Here is a 14,531-nt window from a genome sequence, read left to right on the forward strand (position 1 = left end):
GTGGGGCCCCTTACCCGCGAGCACGTTTTCGGTCAGTGGGTGAGCAGGACTGGCTTGGATCTCGCTCCGATGCGTCATCACGCGGGCCCGTTAAATGCTCTGCCGCGCGACATGGGGGAGCAGCCCCCATTCCGGCAAACGGTGAAGAGCTTCTGCGGCTGGTGTAACAACGGGTGGATGAGCAACCTCGAAACGGTCGCGCAGCGAGTGCTGACCCCGTTGATCCTCGACGAGCCCGGGACCATCGCGCTGGAAGACCAGGCGGCGATCGCAACGTGGGTGCAGAAGACCGCGCTGACAGCGATGCTCCTCTCTAGCAAGGAGCAGCGAGAAAACGGCTACGGGCTCGCCCCGTCGGAGTACAGGGCACTCTACGAGCGCCGCGAGCTGGTGCAACCGCTGGATTTCAGCCAGTTCTGGGTCGGCCGATTCGAGGGAGTCAAGGGATTCTCGGCTGTACGCGTCACTCCGCTGACGGTTCGCATCCCAGACTTTCCCGAGCCGCCGCTGCCCCAGGGCTACGCGATGACGATCGTCCTCGGGGCGCTCCTCCTGCACGGCGTGCGGTTCACCACTCCAGGACTTCAGGCAGACACGATGACGGAGCTGGGGATGCCACAGTTGTGGCCGTCGGAAACGTCGGTGATGTGGCCAGCGGGGCAGACGTGCACGGCGACGTCTCTGCTCGCTCTCGCGGATGGGGGGACGTTGCGCGCAACGGGTGGGGAGGTGCGGCTGCAACCCTGGTCTCACGCAGCTCACCTCCCGCAGAGCGCCTTCGAGAACGGTGCAATCAAAGTCCCGGCGCTGTGCCACAAGCACGACATCTACTACCCCGCGGCGCTATTGCAAGAAGCGCACCAGGGGCGGTTCTACGCATTCATGACTTCGTGCGAGTGCAGCGCCTATCTGATCCATACGGACTCTGACCGCATCCGCTTCCGAGCCGCGGGCGAACCGGAAGGCATCGCGGCCATGTACGCGGACATGGTTGGCGACGAGTTCCTCATCGAGGACCAGATCGGGGAGTTCGCCTGCAAGAGGCTGCCCGCCTGAGGCGACCGGCAGCGCCAAGCGCGGGCAGGCACACCTGCTGCGTGTGACGGTCTCGATGCGAGTGATGTCCGCCGGTGACGGCTACAAGTACCTCCTGCGTACGGTAGCCGCCGCAGACGGCGACAGGTCGTTCTCGACGCCCTTGACTCGCTACTACGCCGAGGCGGGAACCCCGCCAGGCCAATGGCTCGGGTCGGGCGTCGCGTCCCTCGGGAGCGGCCGGCTCGCCGTGGGTGATCGAGTGTCCGAGGCGCAGCTCCAGCTCCTCATGGGGATGGGCCGTGACCCGATCACCGGAGATCCCCTCGGGCTAGCGTTCCCGGCCTACAAATCCGCCTCAGAGCGGATCGAGGCGCGGATCGCAGACCTCGCCCCAACAATGTCTCCCGGTGCAATGGGAGACGCGGTCGCGCAAATCCAGGCCGAGGAGACCGAGCGGGAGACACGACGGGCGGTGGCCGGGTTCGACTTCACCTTCTCGATTCCGAAATCTGCATCCGCGTTGTGGGCGGTCGCGGATGCAGGGACGCAAGCGTTGATAGGGGAGGCGCACCACACGGCAGTTGCGGAGGTAGTTGCATTCATGGAACGCGAGGTTGCAGCCACTCGCACCGGCGCAACCGCCGGAGACGGAGCCGTTGCGCAAGTCGATGTCACAGGCCTGGTCACGACGGCCTTCGACCACTTCGACTCCCGTGCCGGTGACCCCCACCTGCACACTCACGTTGTCATCTCCAACAAGGTCCAGACCGCTCTAGACGGGAAGTGGCGGAGCCTCGATGGACGTCCGATGCACGCAGCCGTCGTCGCGCTATCCGAATTGCACGAGGCAGTGTTCGCCGACCACATGACCCGCACCTTCGGCGTCGAGTGGGAAGCGCGTGACAGGGGTCGTGACCGCAATCCCGCATGGGCGATCAGCGGCGTGCCGGAAGAGTTGGTGGCCGAGTTCTCGACCCGCGCCCGGCACATTGATACCGAGACCGACCGCCTCATCGCCGACTACGTGAGCAACCACGGTCGCCGGCCACCCCCTGCGACGATCCTGAAGCTGCGCGCCCAAGCAACCCTCTCTACACGGCCCGACAAAGAGGTCCGGTCGCTGGCTGACCTCACCACCGAATGGCGATCGCGCGCCACCGACGTTCTCGGTCAGGACGCCACTACCTGGGCGCGCAACCTCACAAACAACAACAGCCCGCTCCTGCTGCGCGCCGACGACGTGCCGCTGGAGACCCTCGAAGAACTCGGTACCGCGGTGGTAGAAATTGTCGGCGAGAAGCGGTCGACCTGGCGGCGATGGAATTTGATGGCCGAGGCCTCGCGTCAGACGATGCGTTGGCGCTTCGCGTCCATGCAGGATCGAGAGGCGATCGTCGGGATGATTGCTGACGCTGCCGAACAGGCGTCGCTGCGGCTGACCCCACCGGACCTTGCCACCAGTCCGGCGGCATTCCGTCGTGTCGACGGAACCAGCGTGTTCCGGCCCAAGCACTCGACCGTGTTCTCCTCCGAGCTGTTGCTGGACGCCGAAGACCGACTGGTCGACCGCTCACGCACGCTGACGGCACCCGCGGTCTCGGTGGGCTCGGTCGAGAAGATCACCTCTCGCCCCGACGCCGAGGGCCGGATGCTGAGTGAGGACCAGGCCGACGCGCTCATGAAGATTGCCGTCTCTGGCCGGGTGCTCGACGTGCTGGTCGGCCCCGCCGGCGCGGGCAAGACGACCGCCATGAATGCCCTGCGCCGCGCGTGGGAAGTCGAGCACGGGACAGGGTCCGTCGTCGGACTCGCGCCTTCCGCTGTGGCCGCGCAAGTGCTGGCAGACGATCTCGGCATTCAGGCCGAGAACACGGCGAAATGGTGGCAGAACCACCTCGTGCACGGAACCTCGTTTGATGCAGGTCAGCTCGTCATCATCGACGAGGCGTCGCTGGCCGGCACCTTATCCTTAGATCGGATCACGCAACTGGCTGAGCGGGCAGGAGCGAAGGTGTTGCTGGTCGGCGATTTCGCCCAGCTCCAGTCCGTAGACGCAGGCGGCGCGTTCAATCTCTTGGTGGCCGGCCGGGACGATGCGCCGGAGCTGGTTGACGTCCACCGCTTCACGAACGCGTGGGAGAAGACCGCATCACTCGCGTTACGTCACGGACGCACGGCAGTGATTGGCACCTACCTCGATCATGACCGCATCCGAAGCGGTGAGGCCGACCTGATGACCGATGCCGCCTACTCGGCATGGCGAGCTGACAGAGATTTAGGACTGGCGTCGGTGCTGGTCGCGGAGACCCGCGACCAGGCGACCGCGCTCAACACCCGCGCCCGCGCAGACCACATTCTCGACGGCACCTTGACGCCAGGCCCAGAAGTCGAACTCGCTGACGGAACGATGGCCGGCGCGGGGGACACGATCATCACCCGCCGCAACGACCGTCGACTCCGCAACGGTAAGGACTGGGTCCGCAACGGCGACACCTGGGCCATCAAGTACGTCCGCGACGACGGCTCGGTCACCATCCGCCGAACTGGACGCCGCTTCGGCGCGGCGATCGTGCTCCCGGCTGCTTACGTTGCCGAGCACGTTGACCTCGGCTACGCAGTCACGGCCCATCGCGCACAGGGCATCACCACCGACACCGCGCACGTCCTGGTGGAGCCGACCACGACGAGGGAGAACTTCTACGTCTCGATGACCCGCGGCAAGCGTTCCAACCACGCCTATGTGGTCCTCGACCGAGCCGACGAGGGCCACGCCGCCCCGCACCCGGGCGATAACCCGGACGCCACGGCACGTTCCGTGCTTTACGGCGTCCTGCAACACGTCGGCGCCGAGCTGTCCGCGAACGAGACGATCACCAACGAACAGGAACAGTGGGGCTCGGTCGCCCAGCTCGCCGCGGAGTACGAGACCATCGCGGCGGCCGCTCAACGCGACCGCTGGGCCACTCTCATCCACGACTCCGGTCTCACCGAAGAACAGGCAAGCGCTGCCATCGACTCCGATGCGTTCGGGGCTCTGACTGCCGAGCTACGCCGGGCCGAGGCAAACCATCACGACCTCGACCGATTGCTCCCGCGTCTCGTGGCCGCGCGCGGATTCGGTGACGCCGACGACATCGCCTCGGTCCTCCACCACCGGGTGGCGCGGGCAACCGCACGCCCGGCACGCTCCGGCCGCGGACGCGAGGCACCGCGGCTAATCGCAGGACTTATCCCCGGTGCGAGCGGTCCCATGGCCGACGACATGCGCCAAGCACTCGACGAACGACGCGACCTGATCGAAAAACGAGCCGATGCCGTGCTCGACAGCGCCCTCAGCGAGGGAGCCGCATGGACGAAAGCTCTCGGATCGCCACCTCGCCCGCAGGCGAAGCGACACGCCTGGCTCAGGAATGCCCGCATCGTGGCCGCCTACCGCGACCGATATGGCATCACCGACGACACTCCTCTCGGCCCCACCCCGGTGGCGACCGCGCAGAAGATCGATGCGGCCCGTGCGAAGGCGGCGCTCGACGGGGCACGTAGTGTCACAGCCGGCCCGGAAGAGGCGCCGGGGCGGCAAGGTGGACGCGAGCCACTGGGCCGTTCGTTCTGATCGCCGGCCCTTCCCGGTGTCGCCGCGAAGTCGTATCGTAGACGTCGAGGCGGCCTCTATATTGGCGCTGTCGCTGGTCGCGACAGTATGACTTCCCCGGCAACGGGCGGTCCTTTCAGGTTCTTGTCGCCGAACCCCTGGAGAGGACTGTCCATGTTCCGACTCATCTGGGCCCTCAGCGTCCGCACCCGGTACTTCCTGCGCCGCTACATGCCCACCAATATCCTGCTCGACGCAATCCGCACCAGGCGCGGCCTGCGATGGGGAGTCCCAGCGATGGCGCTGGCGATCCCGTACCTGTACGCCGCGAGCATCTGCGCGCAGCTCGCAGAGAACGGCGGTCCCGGGTGGCTGCACCTCTTGGTGCTTCTGTTCATCTGGAACGCGCTGAAGATGGCCTGGATCGGGCCGATGTCGGTCTTCCAACTCCTCAGAGTTCAGATCGTGAAGCGACGCGAAAACCACAGCCGGCTGCCTGAGGTCGAGCAGCTCGTCACGTCGGATGGGTCGGTGTCGTTATCTGACGCTGGACCGACCGCGAGTACGGAGACTGCATCTCGCGGGTCAATTTGACCTCATCTCAGCGTGCTTCGCCAGCCCAAGCCCTCGCCCTGGTAGCGTGAACTTACGACCCGCCAGAGGAGATTACGGGAAGATGGCAGAAGAGCACGAAGTCCTGACAGCGGAAGAAGCCGCAGCTTTGCTCCGCGTCAGTAGCAAGACTCTTCTGTCCCTTGCGCGCAACGGAGCGCTCCCCGGGGAAAAGGTAGGGCGCGCTTGGCGATTCCTGAAGAGCGACGTCCTCGCCTATGTCAGAGGAGACAAGGACACTAAGGCGCGTGAGGAGCAGTGACTGTGCAGATTGAGACCGCCCCGATGGCTCGCTCGGTCGGAAACGCTGATGGTCCCGCTCTGTGCGCCGTTCTGCTCAACCCATCGTTCTCAGGACCCCACTCTGTCAGTCACGGGAATCTCCGTGTGGCCGCAGAAGCTCTGGGCTTCTGCCGAGTGTCGATCGTGAACCTTGTCGGACTACAAACCCGCAACTCTCGTGATCTTGCCGAGCTGGCGACCACTCCTGATGCCTGGCAGGCAGCCCGGCCTGGGATCGAAGATGCAATTCGAAAGTCGGACCACCTCTTGTTTGGATGGGGTGACTCACGCCTACGCGGGATTGCGAACACCTGGAAACGTGAGCAGATCACATGGACGGTGGCGCGAGCGATCGAACACGGTCACCAACACGTCTTGATGATGGATGAAAGCGCTCGCCACCCGTCCCGGTGGCGGCAATATGTTGGGCCCCAGCGAGGTCTCTACACAGGCTCCAGCATTGAACACCGATTCGTGCAGGCTCTGCGGCTGCACCGGACGGATTCGATGCTTGGGCGCCGTCAGCCCGACGGGGGGTCGATTGCCTCGATGGCACTGGATACGGTCGACATCACCAGGTTTGCACGCGTGAGGACTTCCGCTTGAGCCTCCCAATCCAGCCCCGCGTGGAGCAGACGGCCAGTCCGTCCGACCTACTGCGAGACCTGCTTGCGCAACGGATCCAGGACGACCCGGAGTTCTGGTCATTCAACGCGCTACGGAGTCGGTCAGGCAACCACGCGCTCTTCCAGTATCCGGCGATGATGGTCCCAGAACTTCAAGGCGCACTGCTAGACGACCTGCTCGCGATCGAACCAGATACTTCGCTCGTGTACGACCCCTTTTCGGGGTCAGGGACAGTCATGCTGGAGAGCTTGTATCGAGGGCTCGACTTCCACGGAAGCGACATCAACCCACTTGCTATCTTGCTCTGCCAGGTCAAGGCCACGCCGCCGACTTTGGGTGCCGCCCAGCTCGCAATACGACGGACGATCAGCGAGGCATTAACGACGTATAGCGACGCTCAGGCTCCCGATTTTCCAGGCGTCGACAAGTGGTTCAAACCAGAAATCAAAGCAGGGCTCGCCAGCCTTCGGGAAGCAATCAAGCACCGCAGCAATCTAGTCACCCGGCGCTTCATGTGGATCTGCTTCGCCGAAACCATCCGCTTAGTCTCAAACTCGCGCATCTCAACCTTCAAGCTTCACACCTACACCCAAGATGAGATCGACCGACGTGAGACCGACGCGATCAAGGTGTTCCGCGCGGTCGCAGGGCGCAATGCCGTGCGTCTGAAGCTGCACTGGACGAAAATGTCGGCCGTTGGCGACGATCATCTTCCGACGGCGACGCTGCTGCCCGGTTCAGTAACCGATCGCTGGGTAGCACCCCGGAAGGCGGACGTGCTCATGACCTCGCCTCCATACGGAGACAACAAGACAACAGTCCCGTACGGACAGCACAGTTATCTTCCGCTTCGTTGGATCGATACGCGCGATATCCCCGGCGGTTTTGACCCAGCTCTTCTGAACTCAACCTCTCGGATCGACTCACTTAGTTTGGGTGGTTCACTCAAGCACGCTGATGATGCCCGGGATGAGCTGGCAGGCGTCTCGAAGTCCTTAGAGCGATTCATCCTGGAGATTGACAGCGCCCCGCCCCTGCGACGCAAAGTCTTGTCGTTTACTCGTGACTATCGTGATGCGCTCAGCGCCGTCAGCGCACGACTCAAGGACGGTGCCTTTTGCTTCTTCACTCTTGGAGAGCGACGTGTAGGCAAACGAACCTTCCCGCTCGTGGACATCACACGGGAGCTTCTGGAAGCTGAGAATCACGAGATAGTCACCATCATCGAGCGCACGCTGCCGGGATCGCGCAAGCGCATGGCCGCGAAGAACAGCGAAGGTGCGACCATGGCGCGCGAGTGGATTCTGGTCACACGAGCATGGCGAAAGAGTGACCATGGTTGACTCCGTAGACGAAACGATTGTCGACACGCTGCGGCTGGAGGTTCACCCTTCCGTCGTCTTCAAACTGGGTGCCGACCTGATCACCGACGACATGCAAGCTCTCAGCGAGTTGGTCAAGAACTCATACGATGCCGACGGAACCAGAGTCCGAGTCGTCATCGATACGAACGTCCTTACCGACGCGGTAACCGGTGAAGTCATCTCGGAAGACTCTCGCGAGCAATCGGACGAGACGCCCCGCGCGACACTTCGTGGCTCGATCACGATTGAGGATGACGGCATCGGCATGGACCTTGAAGCAATTCGTCGCGGGTGGCTGACCGTGTCGCTTAGCCACAAGCAGGAAATGAAGGCGCGCGGCGAGACTACGGCCAAGAAGCGGACTCCGCTCGGAGACAAAGGGCTAGGTCGCCTCGGCGCCCAACGGCTTGGGGACGTGCTCACACTCACCACTCGCACGCGGGACCTAGCAGAAGAATCCCCGCCGTTGAAGGTGTCGATGATCTGGAGCAGATTCGCCGCTGCCGATAGCCTCAACGCCGTTCCGATTGAGGTACACCGGCTGCCGCCCGGATCGTTGAAGCCGGGGACGACGCTGGAGATCCGCGGCCTGCGCGACCCAGAATTCTGGAAACAGAACGAAACCAACGACCTCCAACGCGAGTTGGCAGCGATGATCTCGCCATATGAGGGAGTCGCCGGATTCCGGATGACTCTCGCAATCGACGATAAATCGATCAACCTCCGCGAGACTGCACAGAGCATCCTGGCTGCCGCACCGATCTCCTACAGCTTCAATTTTGACGGCAGAGAATTGTCCATAGAAGGCCGATTCACCGCGGAGGTTCTCCGTCCACCGCAAGGTCGGGCCGACATCGCCACCTTTGACGAGTTGATCGGTTTCGATAACGGCTACGCCTTCACCGAGTGGCTGCTGAACGAGAAAGCAAAGAACGGAAAGGCTCTCGGCGTCCAGCCAGGCGACGACAAGCACTTCCTCACGAGTACCTTCAGCCAGAAGCTAGAGGAACTTAGCAAGGTGGAGATGGTCGGTGACGCTCCGGTGAATCCCGGCGCATTCCACGGCGAGGTGAGCGGAATCCCACTGACCAGGGACACCACCAGCGTCTTTGACAAGGCATCCGACTACCGCGAGTTCGTCAAGGCACTCGTTGGGATCAAGGTCTACCGCGACGGATTCGGCGTTCGGGTCGATGACGACTGGCTGGGCCTCGGCGCCAAGTGGACATCCGGCGCGTCCTACTACAGCCTCCGCCCCGGCAACGTCACGGGCTATGTCAGTATCAGCGCGAAGGAAAATGCTGCCCTCGAAGAGACAACTAACAGGGAAGCGTTCAGGGACACTCCTGCGTACCGGAACTTCTACAGACTCTTGACCGCCTGGGCAGACTACACAGGACGGGTCCAGGAGTATCTGCGGAGAAGCTACAACGAGTACCGCGCAGAACGACTCGGACAAGCGGCGAACATCGAGCCGCGAGCGACGCCCGAGGACCTCATCCGCAAGGCAACCAGTCAGATCGACGAAACCAGCCGTCTCGCGCGTCAAACGGCGAACGCCAGTTCTTCGATCCAGCAGATTCAGAAAGCGACCGAGGAACTCGAACGACAGAAGGAAGTGAGCGAGTCCACGGTCTTCCAGGACCCGGCACTGACGAACGCCCTGGATCAAACGATCTCCCGGGTTCGTCACGCTGCTTCAGAGGCCGAAGACCTCATCCGTAACCTTGACAGCCTCTTGAACGAGCAAGAGTCGCTGAAGCAAGGCGTTGAACTCCTCGCCCAACAGATCGATCTGGCGCAGGAGCAGATTAGCGATGCATGGGAATCAGTGGCCCTCGGCCTCAGTGCGGAAACGCTCGCGCACGAGGTGCAGCACATCAGTGATGGGCTTCGAGCTCGAAGCGCGCAGATCACGACATATCTCAATAGCATCAACCACAAGGACCAGCGGGTGTGGACATTCGTTGAGCACGTGAGATCGTCCTCCGGAGCGCTGAGTAAACAAGTCTCGCGTCTCACGCCATCGCTGCGATACATGCGCGAGCGCCGCGATGACATTGGAATGTCGGATGAGATCGAGACTCTTCGCAGGTACTACCTCGAACGGTGGGGAGCGAACCGATTGCGAATGGAAACGAACATCGTCAACGACTTCTCCATTCGCGCCAACTCGGGAAAGCTCACGCAGGTCCTCGATAACTTGGTTCTGAACAGCGAATACTGGCTTCTCCAGGGTCTAGCAACGAAAACGATCGACGAGGGCGTCATCACGGTGACTGTTGATGAGCCCCACATCACTGTCGAGGACAACGGCATTGGGTTCGATGAGTCGATCGAGGAGCTTGCATTCGAGCCATTTATCACCATGAAACCCGCGCAACAGGGACGCGGACTGGGCCTGTTCGTCGTTCGACAACTCCTCGACTCGATGGACGCATCAATCACCTTGGCGCCGGATCGAAACGCACAGGGGAGGCGAAGCCGCCTTCGATTGAGCTTCGCACGAGCCCTATCGTCGACAAGAGATGCCTGAGAACTGACATGACAGACGAAGCACTGAGCGAACAGTCCGACGGGCCTGAGGATGTTGCCCCAACGAAGCGACTGACTCGACAGCTGTTGGACGCTCTCGGTATCACCCGGGTGATCAACGTGGATGACGACCATGCTCAAGGTCAGATTCAAAGCAAGGAGTCGGTCATCGGTGCGCTACGTGCAGGCACCCTAGACACAGTCCTGGTCGCACGGTTCATTCTCCCGGACGAGAAGGACGGGTCCGCCGATGCTCTCGACTTGGACGAAGCCCTCACGCTAGTAGAAGAGCGCTGGGAAGAACTCGGCGACGACAACCGAGTCGAACTGAGTTTTGCTGCGTCCCGCGCGGCAGGCGAAGGACCTCTTGAAGGGCAACCGGAGGCGGTCGTCAGCAACAACGCTGCCCTGCTTGCGCTACCTGATCTGCTCGGCGACGACATTGAACTAGTCAGAATGGGGCTCGTGGAATGGCGAGCCACTGGACAGCAGCTCCTCGTCGATGTGAGGCCGACTCTCCTCCTGTTCGATCGCAGTTTCGAGAATGAGGGACAGTCCGCGACCGCCGGAGACGACCTGGTGCGGGGAGTCCTAGGGCGAGACGATCGCGACCACGTTTACGTAGGTTTGCTCACCCACACAGCATCCGACGAAGGGCGCGAAGACGAGATCGCACGCGAGATCAGCGCGGGCGTTACGCCGCCCCGACCGGTCATTGTCGTGGCGAAACGGCGCCTCCAGACGGACTCGTTTCCCGAAGCACTGAGGGTCCTGCTGTTCTCGAGAGAACTTGAAGAGTTCAGAGCGCACGCGATACGGAGTCTCGAGATCGCGGGCGCTCAAGGTATCAACTTCATGCGTGACGTGACCAGGTACGCCTTGCTCGCATCATTCGAAGCAGCCAGGTCGGAAGGGGTCTTCGAAACCGACCTAGCTATGCGAATGCCCGCTGCCGTGTCTCGCAAGCATCTAGCCAAAGAGCTGAGAGATGGCGCCTTCATCGAAGGCGCCCTAGAACAACTACGCAACGCGGCGGGTATTGAACTGTACTTCGAAGCGGCCGAGAAGCCGTCCGAGATCTCCAAGATCGAGTGGGATGAACGGTTCGATGACGCAACCACTCTCTCCGGCCTGGCGCTTCCACTGGAGATAGGCGACATATTCCGCGTACACGACTTGCTTGCGAACGGAAAGTCACGAGGTGCCGACAGGTACTACATTCTTCTTGCGCAGGCCTGTGACCTTAGCGTCCGAGCAGACGGCAAACGCGGCAACGAACTCAACTCCCTGGTTCTGACCGAGATTCGTCGAGCGGTCAAAGTCCCAGACACGGACGCATATAAAGACCTCAAAGACAACCAGGCAGACGTAGGAATTCTTATTCCTAGCGAAAAGGAACTGTGGCGAATCCAGTTCGCTCGACAAATTCATGTGCCGACACTGGCGCTAGATGCCTGCATCACCAGTGGCACCGGGAAGTCGATCATCAAGACAGACGCATCAGCCTCGAAGTCTCTCCCCAGCTCCTGGCTCCGTCGATTCGAGCGGATGAAGTCCGAGTGCGCAGACCTGCTCAAGGAATATAAGACCTTGGAGCAGGGCACCTCGGTCGTCGAGGGAAAAGAGGCGGAGGGTCGAGCAGTCACCAGGCATCTGGTAGCCGCGCTGTTGAGTACGAAGCCCAAACACAAACTCGGTCTGACCGCCAAGATTGACCCGGCCAAAGACACGATCGAGTTTGGACTAGAGCGATACGCGCGAATCGCCGATAACGCCGCTCGGGGACTCTTGGCGCTACTCGCGAACCATCACGCACGCCCAGCGTTCGATGCTCCCTTGTTTGTCGAAGCCGAAGAAGAGGTGTAGTTGCGGGACGGAGACGTAAGTTATCGACCACGAACGTCCGGATAGCACGTCCTCGCGCAGCACGGTCGGCCGGCGTCACGACTTCGGATTGACCATCGGAACAACGAGAGCGGAATGAGGACGCGCGATATGTTGAACAGCGACGGACAGGCCGGGTCCTCGACAACGTTTCCTCGGTGGCAGTTGGTTGCCGACCGCCTCGATACGCTGATAACCGGGCCCTCAGCCGAGCAGTTGGTCGTCGCGAAGAGCCTCGGAGTGCCGCTTTCCGGTTCGTTACCGGCGCCAGTCGCGGCGGTGGTGATACGTCACCATCTGAGCGCCGAGCTGAGAATCGGGTTCCGAGCGGTTGACGATGTCCCCGAAGTACTCGGGGACATCGAGGACGAATTAGGCGTCACCCGTACCGAGTCCCTCATTACGGGTACGCACGAGGAGGTGACGGCATGGTTTGAGTCGCGCTACATCCTGAAGACGATTCGTGGCTTGCGTGCCCTGCGACCCCAAGTCGGCGATGTCGTTTCGAGTGCTGGTTGGAAGGCCGGTGAACGCAGGGTCATTTCCACCATCCAGGACAGTGGCCGGATCTTCATGAAGCTAAAGCCAGTTCGGAGCGCATGGCCGAACAATCTCGAAACGGTCGAGCGCGTCGGATCTCCGGGGTATGCGGCTGCGGTGAAGAGCGTCGGTGAGTCTGTGCTGAACGCGACCGTCTCAGCCTCCACGAACCTAGATAATTTCGCTCCTCTGGCGAAGTACGAACTCAAGAGTCACGTACCGGCACCGGAGGCGATTCGAGCGCTCGAAGAGTTGCTCGAATCAGGGGAGAAACGCGAAGAGCCGCTGCAAAAAGTGCTGACCCAGTATCCCGAACTGCTGGCATCAACCGTCGTCGGAGGCTGGAAGACCTTCGTGATTCCGAAGCCGCGACTTGGCTCCGAATATGTGCCCGACTTCCTCGTCCTAGGTATCAATAGCGTCGGCCCTCAATGGGTGACGATTGAGATCGAGGGCGCGCGGCATAAGATTCTGACGAACAAGGGCAAGCTCGCACAACAGACGCGACACGCAATAGAGCAGGTTGAGGACTGGCGGGAGTGGCTCACTCGCAATGTGAGCTATGCGCAGATGGAGCAGGGCTATCACGGGCTTACTACGCGCGCTCCGGGCCTTGTGATCATCGGCCGCGACGATCCTGCAGCCGAGCGGCAGGCGTCTCGGGCACGGTCTGAGGAGGCCGCCAGAATCGCAGTGCACTCGTGGGATTGGCTGCTCCGAGGTGCGCGGAACTTGAGTGGACACGCTCTGTACAAGACCAAGTTCGCAGTGGACAACCTGAACGAGCAGGTTGGCAAACAGGTCGTTTCTCTTCCGGTGTCATCTGCGTCCACGTTTGATGAGCTTTTCGCTGAAGACGAGGACGAGGAGTTCAATCGACTGCCATGGTGAAGCGGGCGGCAGAGCCATCGACCGCCCCGCTTCAAGTTTCCGGGGAGCGCCGGGACGCGCTTTGGCCCCCGCGGTGGAGTGGACCAATTAGGTGACCAACGACCTGAAAACCATGCAAAGCGTGACGTGTGAAGCTCTCCCTGGGAAGGCAGAACCCTAGGCTATTCGGCCTTGGAGGACTACTCCTGGCACCTGGGGGTCAAGGGGTCGCAGGTTCAAATCCTGTCATCCCGACAGATAGAAGCCCGTCAATCCAGACCTCAGGGTCGGGATTGGCGGGCTTTTTCGTGCTCGGTGCACTACGAGCCGGAACGGTCCCAGGTGTGTCCTCCGGCCCTAGATAAGGATCGCAATGCCGAGGTAGCTTGCACCCGCGAGGTAACAGGCCGAGGCGAGCATCATCGGAATGGCGAAGGCTTTGCGTTCCTCAGGACCTCGGTCGGGGTTCGCTCGGAGGGCGACCACGTTGAACACCAGACCCACCACCATCACCCCGATGGCAGCGATCACGAACGTATCCATAGTGCACAGCATAGGGCCCAAGACTGCCGTGAGCCCGAGTCTTGATCCGGTCCCTTTCGACGTCGGCGTCCTACTGGGATGTCACCGAGTTTCTCAGGTGCACAGTTGCCCCCTCGCAGGCGTCCTGATTGCTCGGCTTGTCGTTGAAGCCGAGCGATGCACCGGCGAAAGAGGCGCTATCCCCGGGATGTAGCATCGAGCCGACCGCCATCGAGTTGTTCAACACCAGATAGTCGGTGATGTTGCACGTCCCCGGGCCCGCATTCTCGGCTGGTGTGACGGAACTCAGGGAGACCTCGATCGACGTGATGAACGTTTCGTCGGTCCCGTCGTTGGTGACCTGCCCGGCGATAGCGGCAGGGATGAACCCGGGACCCACCACCATCGGCGCAGCAGACTGGGTAATGGTCAGCGAGTTATCAACGGCAACACATTTTTCGGGCGGCGCGTGTGGGGGAGAGACCAGGAAGCCAGCGAGCACGGCCACCAACCCCAGGGGAATATACACCCGCGCACCAATCCGGACCGTGGCCGTCCTTCTGAACCACAACGCCACCACGGTGGCCAGAAACATCAGACCCACCACGACCAATAGTCCGTACCCTGCGAGGGGTCCGAAATCCGGCACTGCATCGCAGGTCATC

10 protein-coding genes are annotated in these 14,531 nt (G+C 61.9%); 8 read left to right on the forward strand and 2 right to left on the reverse strand.

Annotated features, from left to right (window positions below; all coding sequences use genetic code 11):
* Positions 1-177 precede the first annotated feature (177 nt).
* The 8 genes from HMI58_RS09405 to HMI58_RS09445 all read left to right on the forward strand — a co-directional run bounded on the left by HMI58_RS09405 (position 178) and on the right by HMI58_RS09445 (position 13,365).
* Positions 178-1,056 (forward strand): hypothetical protein, encoded by an 879-nt coding sequence (locus HMI58_RS09405; protein WP_171619274.1) that lies wholly within the window; start codon positions 178-180, stop codon positions 1,054-1,056.
* Positions 1,057-1,111: 55 nt separating this feature from the next.
* Positions 1,112-4,651, forward strand: a complete 3,540-nt coding sequence (gene mobF / locus HMI58_RS09410) for a MobF family relaxase (RefSeq protein ID WP_171619276.1) — start codon at positions 1,112-1,114, stop codon at positions 4,649-4,651.
* 153 nt (positions 4,652-4,804) lie between these two features.
* A complete protein-coding gene (locus HMI58_RS09415; protein WP_225668012.1) occupies positions 4,805-5,224 on the forward strand; it encodes a hypothetical protein in 420 nt (139 codons plus the stop codon).
* Positions 5,225-5,306: 82 nt separating this feature from the next.
* The gene (locus HMI58_RS09420; RefSeq protein ID WP_130629193.1) at positions 5,307-5,504 is read left to right on the forward strand and encodes a helix-turn-helix domain-containing protein; all 198 of its coding nucleotides are present in this window, start codon (positions 5,307-5,309) and stop codon (positions 5,502-5,504) included.
* A gap of 646 nt (positions 5,505-6,150) precedes the next feature.
* Positions 6,151-7,494, forward strand: a complete 1,344-nt coding sequence (locus tag HMI58_RS09430; protein ID WP_171619280.1) for a hypothetical protein — start codon at positions 6,151-6,153, stop codon at positions 7,492-7,494.
* Positions 7,487-10,051 (forward strand): sensor histidine kinase, encoded by a 2,565-nt coding sequence (locus tag HMI58_RS09435; RefSeq protein ID WP_171619282.1) that lies wholly within the window; start codon positions 7,487-7,489, stop codon positions 10,049-10,051. The genes HMI58_RS09430 and HMI58_RS09435 overlap by 8 nt, the downstream gene beginning before the upstream one ends.
* An 8-nt stretch (positions 10,052-10,059) precedes the next feature.
* A complete protein-coding gene (locus tag HMI58_RS09440; RefSeq protein ID WP_171619284.1) occupies positions 10,060-11,916 on the forward strand; it encodes a hypothetical protein in 1,857 nt (618 codons plus the stop codon).
* A 129-nt stretch (positions 11,917-12,045) separates the two neighbouring features.
* Positions 12,046-13,365 (forward strand): Shedu anti-phage system protein SduA domain-containing protein, encoded by a 1,320-nt coding sequence (locus HMI58_RS09445; protein ID WP_171619286.1) that lies wholly within the window; start codon positions 12,046-12,048, stop codon positions 13,363-13,365.
* A gap of 336 nt (positions 13,366-13,701) precedes the next feature.
* Here HMI58_RS09445 and HMI58_RS09450 read toward each other — a convergent pair whose 3' ends face one another.
* The gene (locus tag HMI58_RS09450; RefSeq protein ID WP_171619288.1) at positions 13,702-13,887 is read right to left on the reverse strand and encodes a hypothetical protein; all 186 of its coding nucleotides are present in this window, start codon (positions 13,885-13,887) and stop codon (positions 13,702-13,704) included.
* Positions 13,888-13,957: 70 nt separating this feature from the next.
* Positions 13,958-14,530: a hypothetical protein gene (locus HMI58_RS09455; RefSeq protein ID WP_171619290.1), complete on the reverse strand. Its 573-nt coding sequence runs from the start codon at positions 14,528-14,530 to the stop codon at positions 13,958-13,960.
* Between the last annotated feature and the right edge of the window lies 1 nt (position 14,531).

The organism is Arthrobacter sp. 147(2020) (assembly GCF_013116715.1).
GTDB lineage: Bacteria > Actinomycetota > Actinomycetes > Actinomycetales > Micrococcaceae > Arthrobacter_D.

Excerpts from the sequence above, each read along its gene's own strand:
- HMI58_RS09450 (WP_171619288.1), bottom strand. The coding sequence starts at position 13,887 with ATGGATACGTTCGTGATCGCTGCCATCGGGGTGATGGTGGTGGGTCTG.
- HMI58_RS09440 (WP_171619284.1), top strand. The coding sequence starts at position 10,060 with ATGACAGACGAAGCACTGAGCGAACAGTCCGACGGGCCTGAGGATGTT.
- HMI58_RS09445 (WP_171619286.1), top strand. The coding sequence starts at position 12,046 with ATGTTGAACAGCGACGGACAGGCCGGGTCCTCGACAACGTTTCCTCGG.
- HMI58_RS09415 (WP_225668012.1), top strand. The coding sequence starts at position 4,805 with ATGTTCCGACTCATCTGGGCCCTCAGCGTCCGCACCCGGTACTTCCTG.
- HMI58_RS09420 (WP_130629193.1), top strand. The coding sequence starts at position 5,307 with ATGGCAGAAGAGCACGAAGTCCTGACAGCGGAAGAAGCCGCAGCTTTG.
- HMI58_RS09455 (WP_171619290.1), bottom strand. The coding sequence starts at position 14,530 with ATGACCTGCGATGCAGTGCCGGATTTCGGACCCCTCGCAGGGTACGGA.
- HMI58_RS09405 (WP_171619274.1), top strand. The coding sequence starts at position 178 with ATGAGCAACCTCGAAACGGTCGCGCAGCGAGTGCTGACCCCGTTGATC.
- mobF (WP_171619276.1), top strand. The coding sequence starts at position 1,112 with ATGCGAGTGATGTCCGCCGGTGACGGCTACAAGTACCTCCTGCGTACG.
- HMI58_RS09435 (WP_171619282.1), top strand. The coding sequence starts at position 7,487 with ATGGTTGACTCCGTAGACGAAACGATTGTCGACACGCTGCGGCTGGAG.